The sequence below is a fragment of the Salipaludibacillus neizhouensis genome, assembly GCF_002886185.1.
Classification (GTDB): Bacteria; Bacillota; Bacilli; order Bacillales; family Salisediminibacteriaceae; genus Salipaludibacillus; species Salipaludibacillus neizhouensis.
The window spans coordinates 593,316-612,147 of the sequence record NZ_KZ614146.1; the positions used below are offsets into that span (position 1 = coordinate 593,316).

18 protein-coding genes are annotated in these 18,832 nt (G+C 36.0%); 13 read left to right on the forward strand and 5 right to left on the reverse strand.

Annotated elements, in window-relative coordinates:
* Window positions 1–20 precede the first annotated feature (20 nt).
* Window positions 21–1,142, reverse strand: coding sequence for an alanine dehydrogenase (gene ald / locus CEF18_RS02645; protein ID WP_110935048.1), 1,122 nt, complete (start codon window positions 1,140–1,142; stop codon window positions 21–23).
* A 127-nt stretch (window positions 1,143–1,269) separates the two neighbouring features.
* The gene (locus tag CEF18_RS02650; RefSeq protein WP_110935049.1) at window positions 1,270–1,485 is read right to left on the reverse strand and encodes a KTSC domain-containing protein; all 216 of its coding nucleotides are present in this window, start codon (window positions 1,483–1,485) and stop codon (window positions 1,270–1,272) included.
* A gap of 274 nt (window positions 1,486–1,759) precedes the next feature.
* On the opposite strand from CEF18_RS02650, the gene CEF18_RS02655 reads away from it, so the two are divergent.
* From CEF18_RS02655 to trhA, 8 genes are all read left to right on the forward strand, one after another.
* Window positions 1,760–3,574: a GGDEF domain-containing protein gene (locus CEF18_RS02655; RefSeq protein WP_110935050.1), complete on the forward strand. Its 1,815-nt coding sequence runs from the start codon at window positions 1,760–1,762 to the stop codon at window positions 3,572–3,574.
* A gap of 264 nt (window positions 3,575–3,838) precedes the next feature.
* A complete protein-coding gene (locus tag CEF18_RS02660; RefSeq protein WP_110935051.1) occupies window positions 3,839–4,267 on the forward strand; it encodes a disulfide oxidoreductase in 429 nt (142 codons plus the stop codon).
* A gap of 5 nt (window positions 4,268–4,272) precedes the next feature.
* A complete protein-coding gene (locus CEF18_RS02665) occupies window positions 4,273–4,749 on the forward strand; it encodes a thioredoxin family protein (protein WP_110935052.1) in 477 nt (158 codons plus the stop codon).
* 85 nt (window positions 4,750–4,834) lie between these two features.
* Window positions 4,835–5,101 (forward strand): hypothetical protein, encoded by a 267-nt coding sequence (locus CEF18_RS02670; RefSeq protein ID WP_110935053.1) that lies wholly within the window; start codon window positions 4,835–4,837, stop codon window positions 5,099–5,101.
* 118 nt (window positions 5,102–5,219) lie between these two features.
* Window positions 5,220–8,651, forward strand: coding sequence for an efflux RND transporter permease subunit (locus CEF18_RS02675; protein WP_110935054.1), 3,432 nt, complete (start codon window positions 5,220–5,222; stop codon window positions 8,649–8,651).
* Between the two features lie 288 nt (window positions 8,652–8,939).
* Window positions 8,940–9,230 (forward strand): hypothetical protein, encoded by a 291-nt coding sequence (locus CEF18_RS02680; protein WP_110935055.1) that lies wholly within the window; start codon window positions 8,940–8,942, stop codon window positions 9,228–9,230.
* Window positions 9,231–9,420: 190 nt separating this feature from the next.
* Window positions 9,421–10,071, forward strand: a complete 651-nt coding sequence (locus CEF18_RS02685) for a hypothetical protein (RefSeq protein WP_110935056.1) — start codon at window positions 9,421–9,423, stop codon at window positions 10,069–10,071.
* Between the two features lie 26 nt (window positions 10,072–10,097).
* The gene (gene trhA / locus CEF18_RS02690; protein ID WP_110935057.1) at window positions 10,098–10,745 is read left to right on the forward strand and encodes a PAQR family membrane homeostasis protein TrhA; all 648 of its coding nucleotides are present in this window, start codon (window positions 10,098–10,100) and stop codon (window positions 10,743–10,745) included.
* Window positions 10,746–10,812: 67 nt separating this feature from the next.
* On the opposite strand, the gene CEF18_RS02695 is transcribed toward trhA, so the two are convergent.
* Entirely contained in the window at window positions 10,813–11,103 is a 291-nt protein-coding gene (locus CEF18_RS02695) for a 4a-hydroxytetrahydrobiopterin dehydratase (RefSeq protein WP_110935058.1), read from the reverse strand.
* 345 nt (window positions 11,104–11,448) lie between these two features.
* On the opposite strand from CEF18_RS02695, the gene CEF18_RS02700 reads away from it, so the two are divergent.
* The 3 genes from CEF18_RS02700 to CEF18_RS02710 all read left to right on the forward strand — a co-directional run bounded on the left by CEF18_RS02700 (window position 11,449) and on the right by CEF18_RS02710 (window position 14,076).
* A complete protein-coding gene (locus tag CEF18_RS02700; protein WP_183041048.1) occupies window positions 11,449–12,495 on the forward strand; it encodes an EAL domain-containing protein in 1,047 nt (348 codons plus the stop codon).
* A 54-nt stretch (window positions 12,496–12,549) separates the two neighbouring features.
* The gene (locus CEF18_RS02705; protein WP_183041047.1) at window positions 12,550–13,128 is read left to right on the forward strand and encodes an NAD(P)H-dependent oxidoreductase; all 579 of its coding nucleotides are present in this window, start codon (window positions 12,550–12,552) and stop codon (window positions 13,126–13,128) included.
* Between the two features lie 285 nt (window positions 13,129–13,413).
* A complete protein-coding gene (locus tag CEF18_RS02710) occupies window positions 13,414–14,076 on the forward strand; it encodes a hypothetical protein (RefSeq protein ID WP_110935061.1) in 663 nt (220 codons plus the stop codon).
* 22 nt (window positions 14,077–14,098) lie between these two features.
* Here the strand turns inward: CEF18_RS02710 and CEF18_RS02715 are convergent, their stop codons facing one another.
* Window positions 14,099–14,896 carry a hypothetical protein gene (locus CEF18_RS02715; protein ID WP_110935062.1) on the reverse strand — a complete coding sequence of 266 codons (798 nt, stop codon included), beginning with the start codon at window positions 14,894–14,896 and terminating at the stop codon, window positions 14,099–14,101.
* A 162-nt stretch (window positions 14,897–15,058) separates the two neighbouring features.
* Window positions 15,059–16,228, reverse strand: coding sequence for a KamA family radical SAM protein (locus CEF18_RS02720; RefSeq protein ID WP_110935063.1), 1,170 nt, complete (start codon window positions 16,226–16,228; stop codon window positions 15,059–15,061).
* 261 nt (window positions 16,229–16,489) lie between these two features.
* Between CEF18_RS02720 and CEF18_RS02725 the strand changes: the two genes are divergently transcribed.
* Both CEF18_RS02725 and CEF18_RS02730 read left to right on the forward strand, forming a co-directional pair.
* Window positions 16,490–17,887 carry an aspartate aminotransferase family protein gene (locus tag CEF18_RS02725; RefSeq protein WP_110935064.1) on the forward strand — a complete coding sequence of 466 codons (1,398 nt, stop codon included), beginning with the start codon at window positions 16,490–16,492 and terminating at the stop codon, window positions 17,885–17,887.
* 13 nt (window positions 17,888–17,900) lie between these two features.
* Window positions 17,901–18,755, forward strand: coding sequence for a MurR/RpiR family transcriptional regulator (locus CEF18_RS02730; protein ID WP_110935065.1), 855 nt, complete (start codon window positions 17,901–17,903; stop codon window positions 18,753–18,755).
* Window positions 18,756–18,832: the final 77 nt, after the last annotated feature.

The window sequence follows — 18,832 nt, forward strand, 5'->3', positions numbered from 1 at the left end:
CTAGGACACACCTCTTCCAATTATTCCAGGTTTAATGCTTTTATAATTGGTTCGAACGAGTATCCTAAGGCCTCTGCTACAGCTGCGTAAGTTACATAACCATTGGCGGTGTTAATTCCTTTAGCTAGCGCAGGATTGTATTTAATAGCTTCTCTTAATCCTCTATTAGCGATTTGTAGTGCGTATGGGACAGTGACATTGGTTAATCCAATTGTCGATGTTCTGGGAACTGCTCCTGGCATATTAGCAACGGCATAATGGACTACGCCATGCTTTGTGTATGTGGGATTGTCGTGTGTAGTAGTTTGGTTAACTGTTTCAATAATTCCGCCTTGATCAATTGCAACGTCAATGACTACAGAACCATTCTTCATACTATTAATCATATTCTCAGTAACAAGTTTTGGGGCTCTTGCTCCAGGTATAAGCACAGCACCAATAACTAAATCAGAGTCCTTCACGGCTTGAGCGATGTTTAATGGATTGCTCATCATTGTATTAATTTCTAATCCAAAAATATCATCTAATTGTCGTAATCGTTCTGGATTTAGGTCGATAATCGTAACTTCTGCACCAAGTCCAATCGCAATTTTTGCTGCATTTGTACCAACTACGCCACCGCCAATGATCGTTACTTTGCCTCTTTTTACACCAGGAATACCTGAGAGTAAGATTCCACTTCCGCCGTTCGGCCTTTCTAAAAACTGTGCACCTATTTGAGAAGCCATTCTGCCAGCTACTTCACTCATTGGAGTGAGAAGTGGGAGTGTTCTATTTATCTCAACTGTTTCATATGCTACTGAGGTAACTTTCTTATCTATAAGAGCCTTACAAAGGGAAGGTACTGCAGCTAAATGTAGATACGTAAATAAGATGAGTCCTTCCTTAAAATATTTATATTCAGATTCCAATGGCTCTTTTACTTTCATGATCATTTCAGCACGTTGCCAAACGTTAAATGCTTCACCGATAATGTCTGCCCCACTATTTACATAATCATCATCATTAAAGCCACTCTCCGTGCCAGCTTCTGATTGTAAAAGAACTTTATGACCAGCTTGTGTAAATGTAAGTACACCTGCAGGGGTTAATGCTACGCGATTTTCATTATTTTTTATTTCTCGAGGTATCCCGATTATCATAGTTTTTCCTTCCTTTATTCGTAGAATAAATAATTAGCATTAAAAATCTAAGCTTGATTTAAACAGCTCTAAAACAATTTAAAGGACAAAGCTACTATATTTATAAGCTTTGTCCTTTAAGATATTTCTATTCATTCACTACGTCATGGGGAAAGGCGGGTTCGATTTCTTCTTGAAAAAATTTTTTAGTTTGATTATTGGAGATCAAACCTAAATATTCAGATTTCCTCACTTCATAATAAATCACATATCGGCCACTTTGGAATCTTACATGTAATTGTTTGTTAGTATCGTCATATCCAATAGAGTTAAAATAATCATCCTTCAATTCTGTAACTTCCATAATATCCCCTTTCTATAAAAACGTATTGTAAGTATGATACCCAGACAGAATGAATCCCAAACGATACTATCCAAATAACTTGATATTAAGTAAGGTTAAAACTCGAGATTCACATCGTTGCAATAAAAATATATTATCTAATCTTTAAAATAACTTGTATGCATGGGATAATAGTCATAAAATGAATAGAGATAACAACTAGGTACAATCTATCATATGGGTCCTATTTTATGAATTATTAAACATATAAAACAGCATAAAAAAGGGGGGGAATATGAATAAATACTTAAACAACATTCAAAAAAACTTGTTAAGTAACAATGCAAGAGATGATATTACCTCAATCCTGCATGATATTTGGAAAAATTGCAGTATTGAAGAGAATGATGATAATGATTATTCGTATTTATTACCAGTTGTTCAAGTATTAAAGCAGGCTTTAGAAGAGATCTCGTACGTGGTGGTTACGGATCAGCTAGGAAAACTATCCTATGCAAGTACACAATATCTATCAACGTTTTATGATTCGGATGAAAAAATTCTGAACCGAGATTATTTAGAGATTCTCCGTTCATTTACGGAAGAAGAATACATAGAGGATTTATCTGATGCTATGGATCGACAAATAATTTTAAAAGTAAAAGGAGAGAGAGGAAGAAAAAATGATTATCCTATCACATTAGAAACATCTGTGTTTCCTGTAATTCATCCGAATAAAGGAGTTGTAGCATATCTTATTTTACATCAGGACGTGACACCACTTGCCGAAGCGGAAGAGACTATTAAGAAACTTGTTTCAATGGATGTTCTAACGGGACTTAAAACTCGAAAACAGTTTGAGAACGATTTGAAAAAAACTGTCCTAGATGCTACAAAACCAGTATTTAAAGTTGGCGTTTTATTTGTAGATTTAGATAGGTTTAAATATTACAATGATACGTTAGGTCACTTTACAGGAGATATGCTTATCAAGGAAATTGCACGGCACATGAAAATGTTTGAGGACGGTAAACAGCAGGTTTATCGATATGGCGGAGATGAGTTTGCCATTATAGTGGATAACTTTAGCAACGATCGTGTTCTTGAGCAACTCTCTGAAAAACTGTTAAAGTTATTTGAGTATCCTTTCATTGTTCAAGGAAGTGAACTTTTTATTACCGCAAGTATTGGTTTTTCTATTTTCCCCGAGACAGGCAAAACAGCAGACGATCTCGTTCAGCAAGCAGAGATGGCAATGCATGTTGCAAAAGAGAGAGGGAAAGATGACTACCAAAAATATTTACCAACCTTAAGGACAAAACGTGATGAAAAGCTAAGTATTGAAAAGCGTGTAAGAGTAGCAATTGCCCAAAAGTCGTTTCAGGTGTATTATCAACCTCAAATTGACCTGAGAGAGAAAAGAGTAGTTGGGCTGGAAGCTCTACTTCGTTGGACGGACAAAAAACTCGGTGTTATATCTCCCAGTGTTTTCATACCAATTGCTGAAGAATCAGGTCTGATTTCTTCAATTGGCGATTGGGTTTTAGAAGAAGCGTGTTTACAAGCAAAAAAATGGTCTGAAAAAGGGTTTACAATGAGAATGGGAATTAATATTTCTCCGATTCAATTTCAACGCCCCGACTTCGTGAGCAAGGTTAAATCGATTCTAAGAGATACTGGCTTAAACCCACAATTGTTGGATTTGGAAATAACAGAAAACGTTTTGCTCTATAATAGAGAAGAGTGTGCAAAAACTCTAACAAGGCTAAAGGAGTTAGGTATTCAAATATCGATTGACGATTTCGGTACAGGATACAGCTCTTTAAGCTATTTAAGACAGTTCCCAATAGACACATTGAAGATTGATAAATCATTTATATTGGAAGTATTAGATAATTCTAATGATCAAGCGATTGTCACATCGATTATACAATTGGCTCATAATATGAATATGAGGGTAATTGCAGAAGGTGTGGAATCAACAGAAATGATTCCTTTTTTGAATGATCGGGAATGCGATGAAATGCAAGGATTTTTGTATAGCAAACCGTTGCCCGCCAATGAGGTTACGAGCTTTGTTGCTAAAACGGAGCCCTCAATAGTTTTTTAAGAAAGAAGAAGCATGCGTTGACTAATCCAAAGGAGGGACACCTTTCGCTTTTTAAGTTATATTTATAAAAGCATCAATAATAGTAAAAAGGATGAAAAACTCTTAAGAGAAATTTTCATCCTTTTTACTATCTACCGAAAGAAGTTATATTGTATAATGCCAAGAGAATAATAACTTTATTTAAGATTTTTTTTTGTGTCGATAGACATAATTAATAATTACCTGTATCTTGAATAAGGAAAGCAAGAAAGCGAGGGATGTTGATTGAAAAAAAATGCAGAAAAAATTGAATTAATTATGATGAGTGCCTGGGGATTTGCATTGATAGCTGTATTGGGATCACTTTACTTTTCAGAGATCAGAAATTATGTACCTTGTGAATTGTGCTGGATTCAACGCATTTTTATGTATCCATTAGCGATTACTTTAGCAATAGCTACAGTGAAAAAGGATTCTAAACAGGCATTCTATACACTTCCTTTAAGTGTTATAGGAACAGCCTTTTCCTTATATCATTACATGATCCAAAAAGTTCCCTTATTTGCGGAATCCGGAGAAGCCTGTGGGGTTATACCTTGTAATTATCAGTATATTAATTATTTTGGCTTTATCACGATTCCATTCTTAGCGTTTATCGCATTTTTCTCCATATCTATTCTTATGATATGGGTCATTAAATTAGCAAAGGAGTAAATGACATGAAAAAAATTATTATTTTTGGTGGCATCATTATCGTCTTATTTGCAGCCATTGCATTCTTAACTTCTTATCAAAGCCAACAACAGTCTGAAGGTAATCCATTTGGAAAGGACCGACTTCATTCTGAGACAATTGATCAGCTTGATGATCCAGTGTATCAAAATATAATTTTACCTGAAGAATTAGACGAGAAATTAGAGGCAGGTGAAACAGCTACTATTTACTTTTATAGTGGTCAATGTGAATATTGTGTTGAAGCATCACCAATTGTAGTACCGAAAGCAGAAGAACTAGGTGTTAATTTAGAGCTATATAACATTTTAGAATTCGAACAAGGCTGGGGAGATTATGGAATAGAAAGTACTCCAAGTATTGTTCATTATGAAAACGGTGAAGAAAAAGGGCGAATTGTAGGACTTCATGATGAGGAAACTTATGAACAGTTCTTTCAGCAAGTGGTTCAAGCTGAAGAATAGTTATAGGGTATAGATTTATTAATTTAACCCGAATAGTCGTTGAAGTATTGGCAATAATAACAGGAGAAAGAAAGGACTGTCTCCAATGGAAAAACTTATTAAGTGGATAGGGCTGGGAATATTTATCGGATGGAGTTTAGCAATTTTAGTGAATTACTCCATTTACATGCATGCTACATCCCAACTAACACTTGTACACCCTATGGTCGACGGCATCTTATTTATGGCGTTAATGTTCGGTATATACGTGTTTATTTGGAGAAGTGTTCGAAAGAAGGTATCTATTGCTAGTTTCCAATTAGGCGCTTTTGGAGCGGTAGCATTGGTTTTAGCAGTGATTTTCGCGATTTAGCAGGAGTATGAAAGATGTGTTTAAAAATCTGTAAAGATTTTAACACATCTTTTTTGTTTCTATTTAGAGATTCTTAGTGTGAAAATTCATGAATAAATGAAGACAAAGGAGACCATTCATGAGAATAATTAATTTTTCAATTAAGCGGCCGGTGTTTACGTTAGTCACAATGACTTTATTTTTACTATTGGGTGCAATCTCGTTAATTAACATCCCATTAAAACTAATCCCGGATATTGATCCTCCGATAGCTGCCGTAGTAACCAGCTATGATGAAGCTGGACCAAAGGAAGTAGTAGATAATATTTCTCGTCCAATGGAAGAAAGTTTATCGACATTGCCCGGACTTAATTCTATTAGTTCCATTTCAAGAGAAGGCTCATCAATGACGATTTTGGAATTTTCTTGGGCGACGTCAATCGACGATATTAAGAATGACATTATTACTAGTATGAACCAAGCTCCATTACCCTCGGGTGCCGGAAATCCTCAATTTTTGAAATTTGATCCATCACAGTTCCCTATTATTCAGCTTTCCATATCAGCGATGAGTGATAATGTTAATTTAGATGCATTAACCCAGGACCTTGAATCTGAATTATTAAAAATAAATGGTCTTGCCTCTGTCGATTTACAAGGTGTCTCCACCGAAGAAATACAAGTAGAGTTAGACCAACCATCCTTAGAAGAATTCGGACTAGATCAAGATGATGTGGTTCAGTCTTTACAAACACATAATGTGACTGCACCCGGGGGTACTGTTAGAAATGAAGATTCCGTTATTTCTACACGTGTATTATTTCAAATGCACAATGTGGAAGACATAGAGTCCGTTGTTTTGACTGTAGATACTGAAACAGGCGATGATGTTACCGTAAATGATGTTGCAGATGTTGGAATTATGTCAAATGAACCGGATACGATCACACAGACAAATCAAGCCACAGCCATACTCATGAGTATACAACAGCAATCAAATGCAAATACAGCACAAGTCTCAAGTGATGTTAGTGAAAGATTAGAAGAGCTACTGGCAGAGAGCAATTACAAAGATTTAGAAACAGCAGTACTCTTCGATCAAGGAGATTATATCGAAGAAGCTATTTCTAGTGTTTCTATGGCTTTAATAGCAGGTGGATTGATAGCAATGACGGTGTTATTTGTTTTTTTACGAAGTATAACAACGCCCTTAATTATTGGAATTGCCATCCCTTTTTCTGTCATAGTGACATTTGTTTTGCTTTATTTTACTAGCTTTTCCCTTAACATCATGACTCTTGGCGGTTTAGCGCTTGGTATTGGAATGTTAGTAGATAATTCTATTGTGGTCATAGAAAATATATATCGTCATTTATCGATGAAAAAGGAACCTAAAAAAGCTGCATTAGATGGGGCTAGTGAAGCGGCAACAGCGATAACAGCATCAACATTTACGACAATTTCGGTTTTTCTGCCTGTTGTGTTTATAACTGGAATCGTCGGAAATCTATTTAGAGAATTTGCTCTAACTGTGTCATTCAGTCTTTTAGCTTCATTACTTGTTGCTTTAACAGTGGTTCCAATGATAGCCAGCAGAGTTTTAAAAGCACCTGAGAAAGACTTGGAAAAGAAAAGGCAACAATCAAGATTTGTTAAAACTTTTGATAAATCTACTCGTTGGTCATTAAAAAATCGTACTGTCATACTTGTCATTACCTTAATCCTTCTTATTGGTGGTGGATTTGGAGTAATTTCAGTAGGAACTGCATTTTTGCCGGCTACTGATGAAGGCTTCTTCCAAATTGATGTAGAAATGAAGCCTGGTACTCCTAGAGAAGATACATTTGAAGCGATTGAAGAAATCGAAGTGGTGCTGGAAAATGAAACAGAAGTCGATCATTATACTTCTGTAACTGGTGCAAGCGGAAATGGCATGATGATGGGGGAAGGGAATTCAAACAAAGCGTCGGTTTATGTCACAATGGCTCCTATCGATCAACGAACCGTTTCTACGATGGACTTTTCTGATTCCATTCGAAGAGATTTAGAGCAAGCAGTCCCTAATGGAGAAATCTCAGTTCAAATGGATGCTTCATTTGGAAATAGTCCAAACACTTTTACCTTTAATTTAAGGGATTCCAGTCCTAATCGTCTAGAAGAAGTAGCTGCAGAAGTGCAAGCAGAATTTGCAGATATGAGTGAACTTACAGAGGTTACAAACGACTTAAATGAAACGATTGAAGAATTGCAAATAACCGTAAATGAAGAAGCGGCTAGAGAGGAAGGGTTTGTCCCTGCCCAAATAGCAAGTATCGTAAATAACCAAATGACTGGAGTTACAGCCACGCAAATTGTAACTGCCGAAGATGAGATTTATGAAGTACACGTTCATTTTGCACAAGAATATACAGAAGATGTAGAAGCGATAGAGAATCTTCTGCTTAGAAATCGAGAAAGAGATTACATACGGCTAGATGATATTTCAACTATCGAAATAGGTGTAGGGCCAGAAACAATTCATCGAGTTGATCTGGAAAATGCGGTTCAATTTACTTTGCAGTATGGATCAGAAAATAATTTAGGTGAGATTCGTACACTTGTAGAGGAAACTTTTGAGGACCTTTCGATTCCTGATGAAACAACGGTATCCTATACAGGAGATACAGAATTATTAGATGATGCCATATCAGATCTCACATTAGCACTAATCTTGGCAGTAGTATTTGTTTATCTCGTGTTAGCAGCTCAATTCGAGTCATTAAAATACCCGTTCGTAATCATGTTCACGGTACCTTTAATTGTTATTGGAGTTGCGATTGGACTTACAGTAACTGAAACACCAGTTAGTGTGATGGCTTTTATTGGTCTAATCGTACTAGTAGGAATCGTCGTAAACAATGCGATTGTACTGGTGGATTATATAAATCAGAGAAAAGCATCTGGAATGAAGAGTTATGAAGCGATCGTAGACGGTGTAAAAGACCGTGCAAGGCCAATCCTAATGACAGCGACTACTACGATACTAGGTTTAGTACCATTAGCAATTGGATTAGGGGAAGGTACGGAGCTTCAACAGCCACTAGCAATAACCGTTATTAGTGGTTTGATTAGTGCTACATTCCTGACATTAATTTTAATTCCAGTCATTTACAGTTTTTTTGATAAAGATACTAGAAATTTAAATCGTAAGTATATGATGCCGAATGGACAACTAATTCCGGCTTACCTGATCGAGAATAATTATACGAAAGAGGAAGGGGAATCGAGAACTCATTATCTTATTGATGAACATGGAAATAAAGGGATAGCTTCTCAGGAAGAGAATTTTTCTGACTTCTATAAGGAAACAGATGATAGGCGAGTAAGTGAGTCTACCCAAGAAACAGAAAAGTTATTAGATGAAGCTGAACTAAAAACTGTAAATAACTCATTCTATGAAGGTAACGAGCAGTCAGTAAAATTTCGCTCTAGGAAAGAGAAACACCATACTTCTGAAATGTCTCGAGAAGATTTGCTGGATATGTTGGAGGATATTATAGCAAGAAATCCTAAAAAGAAACATGATAAATGAATAAGAGTAGGATTAAAAATTGAGGGGCCTTCTGGGCTCTTTTTTTATGGATATTTAAAAATCTTGGTTTTTAAAGGATTTTGTTGACTTTTGAATAGCGAGAGGGTCAACTTTTTGCGTGTGCTTTACACTTTCTACGAGTATTTTAAAAGACACAATGTATCCGAGAACAGTTTTTACGTTAGTTAGTACAAGATATATTTTTTTATTATTGAGACTTAGGTCAGTGGTCCAAACATAATCGATTCTTATAAATAAACTAATAAGAAAAGATTTGGAGGTGAGTTTATGACTTACGGAAATCACTATTATGACATATGCTGCAGATACAAAGGAAAACATGTTCGAATCGTTGATTTAAAAGGACTGGAGCATCATGGAAAGATTGTTGATGTAGATAATAAATATGTTTATTTGGAGAAAGAGGGAAGAGGGTATTCTGGTTTTGGCTACGGCTACGGTGGATATTATCCCGGATATGGATATCCCGGATATACTCCTTATCCGTATAGACCAGTAGTACCAATAGCATTAGCGGCAATTGGTGGTTTTGCATTAGGCGCAGCTTTTTTTTGGTAATAATGAAAGGGAAAACCTTGCGATGTTGACCAACTTCATGTCGAATGGAGTTGGTTTTTTGGTTACTTTAATCTTTTCATGTTAGGTCAATAAATGATAAAATATAGAAGTTATTAATCATTTCTTTTCATGTGTATGAAATTCTGTATAATAGAGTAATAATAGGTTTGGATAAAAAAGGGGAATGAATATGAAATACTTGAAGATTCCGCTCTTATTAATTGGTGTATTGTTTTTTGCAGCCTGTTCTGAAAATGAGGAACCCGAGGATCTATCAGTGAATGAAGAAGCTGTAAATGATTTAGATACATTAATAGCTACCAATGAACAGTTAGTAGGCCAACTTGAAAAAGAGCTAACAGAGAGAGAGCAACTTCAAGAAAGAGTTCAAGAACTAGAAGATGAAAATGTGTCACTAAAAGATGATGTTCTTACGTATAAACAACTAACGATTGAACTAGAAGAAAATTATGAGAAGGAACGTGTTTTAAGAAGGCAGCTTGATGAAAAATCCCGTGAGTTTTTTCAATTCATGCATGAAAGAAACCATTCAGAGTTAGAGAACATGGTAGCGGATAACATTACTGTAAACTCGGAATCAGACACGCTAGAGTTACTAGAGGATAACTCTATTTCCCAAACGTTTCATTACCTACATTTAGAACCTGTCATTTATATACGCCAACGAACGTTTTCTTATAATGATGATCAGAGTGAATTTACTACAGAGTATGAATTCTATACGGAATCAGAAGAGAGCTTTCAATTTGATGGTGGGATAGAGATTATTTTTAAGGAAGAAGAAGAATGGAAAGTTTCTTCTATTCGATATGTTCAATAGAATAAAATAATGAAAGGGAGATAGAAATGGGAAGTACTCATGTCTTCACGAAAAAAGAAGAAATCGCAAATGCTATCACACACGGTATAGGTGTGTTAGTCAGCATTGCTGCACTAGTTCTTCTTATTGTATTTGCCAGCTTATATGGAACCACAGCACATCTGGTAAGCTTTACAATTTATGGTGTGACGTTAGTATTAATGTTTACATGTTCCACTCTATTACATAGTTTTCCAAATGGGAAGGTAAAGAATATTTTTGAAGTTTTAGATCATTCTGCTATCTATTTGTTTATTGCAGGAACATATACACCTCTTATGGTTATAGTTGTGGACGGTACGATTGGTTGGGTTTTACTCTCTATTGTCTGGGCTTTAGCAATTAGTGGAATAATCTTTAAAGCATTTTTTGTCAAAAGATTTATTTTCTTATCGACGTTACTATATATTTCAATGGGTTGGATGGTTGCATTTGTTCTGAATCCTATTGCTTCGAAAGTGGAAACGACAGGGTTAGTTTTATTAGTAATTGGCGGAGTTTTATATACCGTTGGAACAGTTTTTTACGTGTGGCGAACCTTTCATTATCATCATGCAGTGTGGCATCTCTTTGTCCTGGCTGCAAGTATTGTGCACTTTCTAACAATACTAATGTATGTTCTACCATTACGTTAATAAATACAATTTAATTTTAAAGAAAAAAGACTACCTCATTTTTTTAAGGTAGCCTTTTTATTGTTTACTAATCGTACTTTAGAAATGTAACATCATAAGCGTGAGCAGATTCGAAATCTTTCTGAGATAACCCGCCTTCATCAATTGTGCTTAATTTGATTGTTACATTTTTGTGGTCAATAATTAAGTACGGATGATGCTGTCGGTCTTCTGCTAAGTTTGCGAGTTCATTTACAAACTGTATCGCTTTAGGAAATGTACTTAAGGTAAAATGTTTTTTTATCCATTTGTCCCCTTCTAACTCCCATCCCTTTGAATCTTCAAGGTTAGCTTGGATATCTTCACTAGATAAAATCATGGATAGATCTCCTCCCGTTCGAATGAATTTTCAAAATATACCATGTTCGTATCATATCAAATATAAAATTCAAATTAAAGATTATTAGGAAACTTGTATATATGAGGAGTATAGTTTCAGTATTAGCTGAAAAAATGAATGGTTTATTTTAACAAAAAAGTAAGTAGTGATAATACATATAAATGAATTAAAGTAATACTAATAGTTTAATAACCTTTATATTTGAGGAAATATCATTCTTATGATTCATATATATAAATTTTTTTTGATTCAAATGACCTATCTATGTTTCAAACTAAGCGGATAGGGTATTTTTAAACTATTATGATGAAAGAAGGTGTATTAATGGAAGGGTGTCAATTTTGTCAGGTGAAAATGCCTTTATCGGATGAAGGCATGATAAAAATAGTTTTTTTAGGAGATGTTAGTCTTACTGAGATTATAAATAAATCCGAAAGTATTGGATTTGAACTATTTCATGTTGATCATAGTTTACATTTTACATATGCTTCTTGGGAACAGTTACAACAGTTTATTAAAATGATAGAGTTGGAACTTTCGAAATTACAGTTAAATGAAACTCATGGATATTTTATTGAAGAGGGATATGAGGCAATTAATTTGAAGACAAAGATCCCTTTTACTCAACTTGCACTTAGAATTAAAAATCCTACTTACGTGAAAGTTATACAAGAACAACTTTTCTACTCGTTTATGCAACCAATCCTAGCGTGTGATTCAGAAGAGGTATACGGCTATGAATTTCTTTTGAGACCTAGCAGCCGATTATATCCATTCTCTCCAGCGGATCTTTTTAATTTTTCCCAAGATTCCGGCCTTCAATCAATGTTGGATAGTCAATCAAGGATTAATGCTATTCGCACTGGTGCTCAGATGTTAAGTAAAGGAACGAAGCATTTTATTAATTTTTTACCATCATCTATTTACGATCCCACCCATTGTTTAAAAAGTACTTTTCAAGCAGTCAAAGAGTATAACGTTGATCCAGAAGACCTTGTCTTTGAAGTGGTAGAAACGGAACGAATAGAAGATATGAAACATTTGAAAAGTATCTTTACTCAATATCAGAAAGCTGGAGTAAAAGTAGCATTAGATGATATAGGTTCAGGCTTCGCAACAATAGATGTTTTACAAGAGTTGGCACCGGATTATGCTAAAATTGATCGAGAGCTTATCAGAAACTGTTATGCGGACGATAATAAGATGTCCCTCATTGCAAATTTACGAGAAGTTACAAAGGAAATGGGAACAATTTTACTTGCAGAAGGGATTGAAACCGAAGAAGAGTATATTGCAATTAAACCATATGTGGATCTAGTTCAAGGTTATTACTTTGGGAAACCTTTAAATACACCAGCAGTTTTGAGTTAAAGTGATAGAAAATATGGATTCTAAGGGCTAACAATTCTGTGAAAGGGGGAAATGATGAATTACTTAGTAGTTTTCATGCATCCAACAAAAGATAGCTTCAATGGCTCCATTTTAGAAAGTGTAGTCGCTACTATAAAAGACAAAAAGGCTGAAGTGAGAATTAGAAATTTAGCAGAACAGTCATTTCACCCCCATTTATCCAGGGAAGAATATGAAGAAAGTTATCAAAGGTATTATAAGACTGATGTTGTGAAGGAACAGGACTTCATAAAATGGGCGGATCATATAATTTTTATTTTCCCTGTTTGGTGGGGGGGATTTCCCGCCATAGGTAAAGGTTTTATTGATCGTGTTTTTTCTTTTGGATTTGCTTATGAATTAGAAGGAGAGAACCCTATTCCTAAACTGGTATGTAAAAAAGCATCTCTTCTATATACTACCGGTGCACCAAAGGAGGAGTTTGAAAACTCTGGAATGAACGAGGCGATGCTCCGTTTAATCGATCAAAGTATTTTACAATTTTGCGGGCTGTCTTTACACGGAAGTCTTCATTTTGGAAATGTTATTCAAGGCACGGATCTGGAAAGAAAGAATATGCTAATAGATACAATTGACTTTATAAATACTATTTGAATAGGGATCATGTCTCTAAATAAACGGCGGGGATGCCGTTTATTGCTTTTTTTTACGAAGGGAAACCTATCTCCTTTCGAGCAGCACCTACACGCACTTCGTAGGTGCTGCTTCTGGTTGGCGAGACCTCGCTGAATATAACAAAAGACGCTACGCGTTTTTCTTATATTCAAAACTAGGGAGATGTCACGTTTTAAGTGCAAAGACATAGGATGAACTGAACCGCTTCAAATATGAATATTTTAAAAATAAGGGGTTCCTATAAAGGAAAGAAAGGGGTTTTATATGAGTTGTAATTGTCAAAAACCAAAGCAACAAGGAATGCAGCACCCGATGAACAACCAGCCAATGGTTCAAGGGATGCAGCACCCGATGAATAACCAGCCAATGGTTCAAGGGATGCAGCACCCGAAGAATAACCAGCCAATGGTTCAAGGAATGCAGCACCCGATGAACAACCAGCAGATGGTTCAAGGGATGCAGCACCCGATGAATAACCAGCCGATGGTTCAGGGAATGCAGCACTCGATGAACAACCAGCCAATGGTTCAAGGAATGCAGCACCCGATGAATAACCAGCCGATGGTTCAAGGAATGCAGCACCCGATGAATAATCAGCCAATGGAAGAACATCATCCAGAATTAGGTCATGTTGAAGGTCATGGCTACACTCCAATGCCTAACTCGATGCATCAGCCCTATGGACAGCAAGGACAATTCCAAACACCGTTAGATAATCATCATATGCCAATGCAGAATGAAGGTGTGTATTCACAATATTCTCAACCCGGAATGCACGAGCAAGCCCAGTATCCTGGGGTGATGCAACCACAACCATCCTATAATCAGGAAATGCCGGCAAATAATAATTACATGATGAATGGTCATGGACCTTCAGCACCACAAATGGGTTATATTCCAGAAGAACATGATGATGATTTTGATTGAATAATGAAAAACGACGATTCTTTTAAGAGTCGTCGTTTTTAGTTATTGGTACAGCAAAGGACAAGCGCCATTTCGGAAGAGCGAGAGTGGATCCTTTTATTAAAAATTTTGCAGGATAATCGATTGATTGTGCAAATTTCAATTCGACGTTTAAGGATTTGTCGTTTTGGTCAAAGTTTGAGAATAAAGGATAAGTTAATTGATTGTCCAAAACATATGAAAATATATGAACCTCACCAGGATTACCATGTCTTTTTTGATTGTCATTGATTGTAAATGAGACAGTTTGACCGTCAATTTTAATATTATCAATAACGGTATCAGCAACTTTAGTCCGTGTAATGTCTTCATTGGTAACTTGAAAAGGATAGCCTTTTTCAAAAAGACTAGGGATCACATAGAATGGAATATGCAGAGATGCAGATTCTTTGGTGAGTGTCTGGGCCAAGAGAATAGTTATGGCAATCTTGTGTATACCTAACTCTTTTTTATGGTGCTTAGAGTTTTTGCTAATATCCACCTTTTCAATCTCATACATGATCCCCTCATTATCTGAAACATATTTGGGCCATTGAAATTGATAGTCATCTATAAATATTTCTGATCCATCGATATGTTCGGCGATAAATTCAATGGATGATTTGCCGTCAGGATATGTAATAGAATCAAAAGTTATATGGAGCGGTGCTTCTGTCACTTCTGGAACGATTGGGACAGCATCATTGTTAGAAGTTGACTGAGATGGAAAGATGGCTTCACTGCTGCATGAAGAAATCATACCTATAGATAATAATAAGATTAAAAAAGAATATAATCTCATATAATCCCCCCTTCCAATGAATCCAATATTCATAATTAATATTGTACTAGAAATTACACGATAAAAGGGGGATAGTTAAGAATACTATAAAATACCTTCTCTCATTTCATCAAAAAGGGCAATGAAAAAAGTAAAAATCGACTTTTTCATTGCCCTTGCAAATTATTTAGTTAATGCTTGTTCTTTGTTAGCAATTTTTTCATTTGCGGATTGGAAGCCCTCAAACTTTTTGCTAGGTTTGACCCAGTGTTCTTCGTTTCCTGGGAGGTCATCAAACCAAGAAGCATTTTCAGGACAATCTAAAATCATAAACTTACCGTAATTTCCATCTCTGGATTGATGATACTTTAAATAAGCTTTTCCATTGTCTATGGCAAGAATCTCAATTTTTCCCGATGTGTGACTCATAGAAAGGCGAACTCTTTTTCCTAATCCAGATGTTTTCGATTTCGCTTCTTCGACAATATCATACGCTTCTGTTAATGATAGGACGAAATCATTATTCCCTGCAACAGGTCGGTTTATAAAGAAATAGTATGGTGTAACTCCGGCCCAGGATAATTTATCCAGTAACTCGGCAAGTACATCAGGATCATCGTTGATACCTCTTAACACAGGAGTCTGATTAACAACAATAGCCCCCGCATCATGTAATGCCTCGAAACCTCTCTTAGCTTCAGGTGTAATCTCAACTGGATGGTTAATATGTGCCATAACATAAATACGCTGCTCAGGTGTAGAATATTCACGAATTAACTCTAGAAGAGCTTCATCCTCATATATTCTCATTGGATTAAAAACAGGCATTTTAGAGCCGAGACGGATAATCTTTACATGAGGAATCTCACGTAATTGCTCGATGATAATCCGTAGTTTTTTCGTTGCAAGTATAAGAGAATCCCCACCGGTTAACAGCACATTTGTGATCTCGGGGTGTTCTTTTATATATTCAATCCCGGGCTGCACATCTGACATCGCCTCTTTAATATCATTTCGGAATAAACGCTTTCTAAAGCAATATCTGCAATAAGCCCCGCAAACTTCTGAAACGATTAATAAAGCTGTTTGATCATATTTATGCTGACATCCTGGCACAACATAGTTCGTATCTTCGTCAGAAGAATCCCAGCGCCCATATTCTTCAAGTTCACCTTCATTAGGAATAACCAATTTTCGAATAGGATCATTTGGATCTGCCCAGTCGATTAAACCTAAATAATATTCATTCACACGAAAAACGAATTTTTCAGTAATTTTCTTTAGTTTTTGCTTTTCTTCATCGGATAGGTGAGGGACCTTTTCAATATTCATAATGTACTTCGGTTGAGCCATAAAATCATCCTCCTTTGGATATGTCTGTATATTCATTTAAACACAAGTATTAAAATCGGTCAAAAACGGAGGAAATCATTACTTACATTCGATTAATGAAATAAATGCTTCATTTCTCTCGCTATATATCGATATATTTCTTGTTTTTGATAGAGCATTTAAAAAGCTAAAAATTGGTCTTCAACTTAGAAGCAAGGATGACATAAAATGAAATAAATGATTCACGAAAGTGAATGAGTGAAAGGTGGCATCCATTTTCTTATGGCGATTGATAAAGTAGGGCACAATGCTTTAAATTATCAGAGCAAAACAATTCTCTCGAAAAGACAGATGAAAGATGCTGAAAACTATCTTCCTGGAGGAGTAACTGCAAATATTAAATATTTTGCACCTTATCCTATTGTGATGAAAAAAGGAAAAGGTGCCTGGTTAACGGATGTTGACGGAAATTCATACGTCGATTACTTAATGGGCTATGGGGCATTAGCATTAGGACATGGACATTCTCGAATGAATGATGCTATTACTGAACAATTGAACCAGGACGGGACGCATCTCTTTGGAACACCTCACCTTAAAGAAGTTGAATTCGCTAAAAAAATTCAGCAGTACTATCCTTCTATTAAAAAACTAAGATATACGAACTCTGGAACAGAAGCAACCCAATTGGCAATTAGGATAGCGAAAGTGTTTACTAAAAAGAAAAAAATAGCGAAATTTGAAGGTCATTACCATGGGGGATTTAAAGAAGTTCTTTATAGCATCAATCCTCCTCTTACGGAAGCAGGAGCAATAGATAGGCCAATCGCAGTTCCAGAATCGGCTGGAGTAGAAGTGGACGGATTAGAGCCTTTTATCCTCCCTTTTAATGATGTCGAAGGGGTAGAAAAGATAATTAGTCAGAGTCATCAGGAAATTGCAGCAGTTTTAATTGAACCTGTTCAAGCAGGGTTTATTTTAGCGGAACAAGCGTTTATGGATAAATTAAGAGAACTAACCTTGAAGTATGGTATCATTCTCATTTTTGATGAAATTAAAACTGGATTTCGAATTGCACTTGGAGGTGCCCAGGAGCTATACCGAATCGATCCTGATATAACAACCCTAGGTAAGATAATTGGTGGAGGTTTCCCTATAGGGTTAGTGGGTGGCAGGGAAGATATCATGGAAGTAAGTTCTCCAAAACGAGGATTCGATGTATTTGAGGCAGGAGTAGATGGAAAAGAGACTGCAAAAGATGTGCTATTTCACAGTGGTACGTATAATGGACATCCAACCATTTTAGCTGCTGGATTAGCAACAATTCAAGAACTAGAAGTTTCTTTTCCGCAAATAGTTAATTATACAATGGAGTTAAGAAAGCGGATTGAGGAAGTCGGCTTAAAGTCTGGCATTCCGATACGAACATATGGTGCTGGTACCGTATTTAATGTAGTATGGAATGAGGAAAAGAAATTGCGGCACTACCGAGATCTTCTTCAGTCAAATACCATGAAGAGAAAGGAACTAGATTTCGAGTTATTACAACTAGGAGTTTATACAAAGCCGTTAAACCGCTATAGCATCTCTGCCGCGCATGGCGATAAAGAATTAGATCACACGATCAGTGCCTATGAAAATGTTTGTTACTGTTTCAAAGAAGGTTCAGGAGTGAGTTAAAGGGGGGAGTTCTTTGCTGGAAAGTGATGTTTATCTGAGGATGATCCAAAATAGGGAAAAAATGAGTAAATCTCATAAAAAAATTGCCAACTATTTAATCGAAAATCATGAAACAGCTTCTTTTCTGACGGCATCTAAATTAGCTAAAAATGTTAAAGTTGGAGAAGCAACAGTTATTCGTTTCGCTTTTTTCCTTAATTATAAGGGATATCCGGACCTGCAAAGACATTTACAAGAAGCACTTCAACGAAGAATGACTTCTGCTGAGGTTCTTGCCAGAACAACAGATGCCAATGATACAACTGAAAATGTGGTAACCGAAGTTTTGTCAGATGATATTCAAAATTTGAAAGTAACGTTAAATCAAATAGACCCACTTGTATTTGAGCAAGTTGTCTATGAAATGATTGCAGCAAAACGTATATATATTATAGCCTATCGCAGCGCAACCAGCATTGGGGGATTTTTAGAGTTTTATCTTGATTTAGTTCTTCAAAACACGGAATTGATTCATCAAGCGGATGGTGTCTCTGAGCACTTACTGGATATCTCTAAAGATGATCTGGTGATAGGATTAGGTTTTTCCAGATACACGAAGCGAACAGTGGAAGTATTAAAGTACGTGAAGCAAAGAGATGCAAAAATAGTGGTGATCACCGATCATTTACTAAGTCCTCTTGTACCTTATGCAGATTATAAAATTGTTGCAGCAACAGAAATAAATTCATTTATTGATTCCTTTTCGGCACCAATGAGTATTGCTAGTGCGCTCATCACGGCTTTAACAAGATCAGAACATAAAAAAGTAGAGAAGCGGTTAAAAGAGTTAGAGGGTCTATGGGAAACATTTGATGTGTTTTATGATTAAAAAAGAATAAGAAAAACGCGTAGCGTCTTTTATTAAATACAGCGTGATCTTTTTAGCCACCCCCGAGTAGCACCTAC

Excerpts from the sequence above, each read along its gene's own strand:
- trhA (WP_110935057.1), top strand. The coding sequence starts at position 10,098 with ATGGGAAGTACTCATGTCTTCACGAAAAAAGAAGAAATCGCAAATGCT.
- CEF18_RS02650 (WP_110935049.1), bottom strand. The coding sequence starts at position 1,485 with ATGGAAGTTACAGAATTGAAGGATGATTATTTTAACTCTATTGGATAT.
- CEF18_RS02670 (WP_110935053.1), top strand. The coding sequence starts at position 4,835 with ATGGAAAAACTTATTAAGTGGATAGGGCTGGGAATATTTATCGGATGG.
- ald (WP_110935048.1), bottom strand. The coding sequence starts at position 1,142 with ATGATAATCGGGATACCTCGAGAAATAAAAAATAATGAAAATCGCGTA.
- CEF18_RS02700 (WP_183041048.1), top strand. The coding sequence starts at position 11,449 with ATGGAAGGGTGTCAATTTTGTCAGGTGAAAATGCCTTTATCGGATGAA.
- CEF18_RS02710 (WP_110935061.1), top strand. The coding sequence starts at position 13,414 with ATGAGTTGTAATTGTCAAAAACCAAAGCAACAAGGAATGCAGCACCCG.
- CEF18_RS02685 (WP_110935056.1), top strand. The coding sequence starts at position 9,421 with ATGAAATACTTGAAGATTCCGCTCTTATTAATTGGTGTATTGTTTTTT.
- CEF18_RS02680 (WP_110935055.1), top strand. The coding sequence starts at position 8,940 with ATGACTTACGGAAATCACTATTATGACATATGCTGCAGATACAAAGGA.
- CEF18_RS02675 (WP_110935054.1), top strand. The coding sequence starts at position 5,220 with ATGAGAATAATTAATTTTTCAATTAAGCGGCCGGTGTTTACGTTAGTC.
- CEF18_RS02725 (WP_110935064.1), top strand. The coding sequence starts at position 16,490 with ATGGCGATTGATAAAGTAGGGCACAATGCTTTAAATTATCAGAGCAAA.
- CEF18_RS02665 (WP_110935052.1), top strand. The coding sequence starts at position 4,273 with ATGAAAAAAATTATTATTTTTGGTGGCATCATTATCGTCTTATTTGCA.
- CEF18_RS02655 (WP_110935050.1), top strand. The coding sequence starts at position 1,760 with ATGAATAAATACTTAAACAACATTCAAAAAAACTTGTTAAGTAACAAT.
- CEF18_RS02705 (WP_183041047.1), top strand. The coding sequence starts at position 12,550 with ATGAATTACTTAGTAGTTTTCATGCATCCAACAAAAGATAGCTTCAAT.
- CEF18_RS02695 (WP_110935058.1), bottom strand. The coding sequence starts at position 11,103 with ATGATTTTATCTAGTGAAGATATCCAAGCTAACCTTGAAGATTCAAAG.
- CEF18_RS02715 (WP_110935062.1), bottom strand. The coding sequence starts at position 14,896 with ATGAGATTATATTCTTTTTTAATCTTATTATTATCTATAGGTATGATT.
- CEF18_RS02720 (WP_110935063.1), bottom strand. The coding sequence starts at position 16,228 with ATGGCTCAACCGAAGTACATTATGAATATTGAAAAGGTCCCTCACCTA.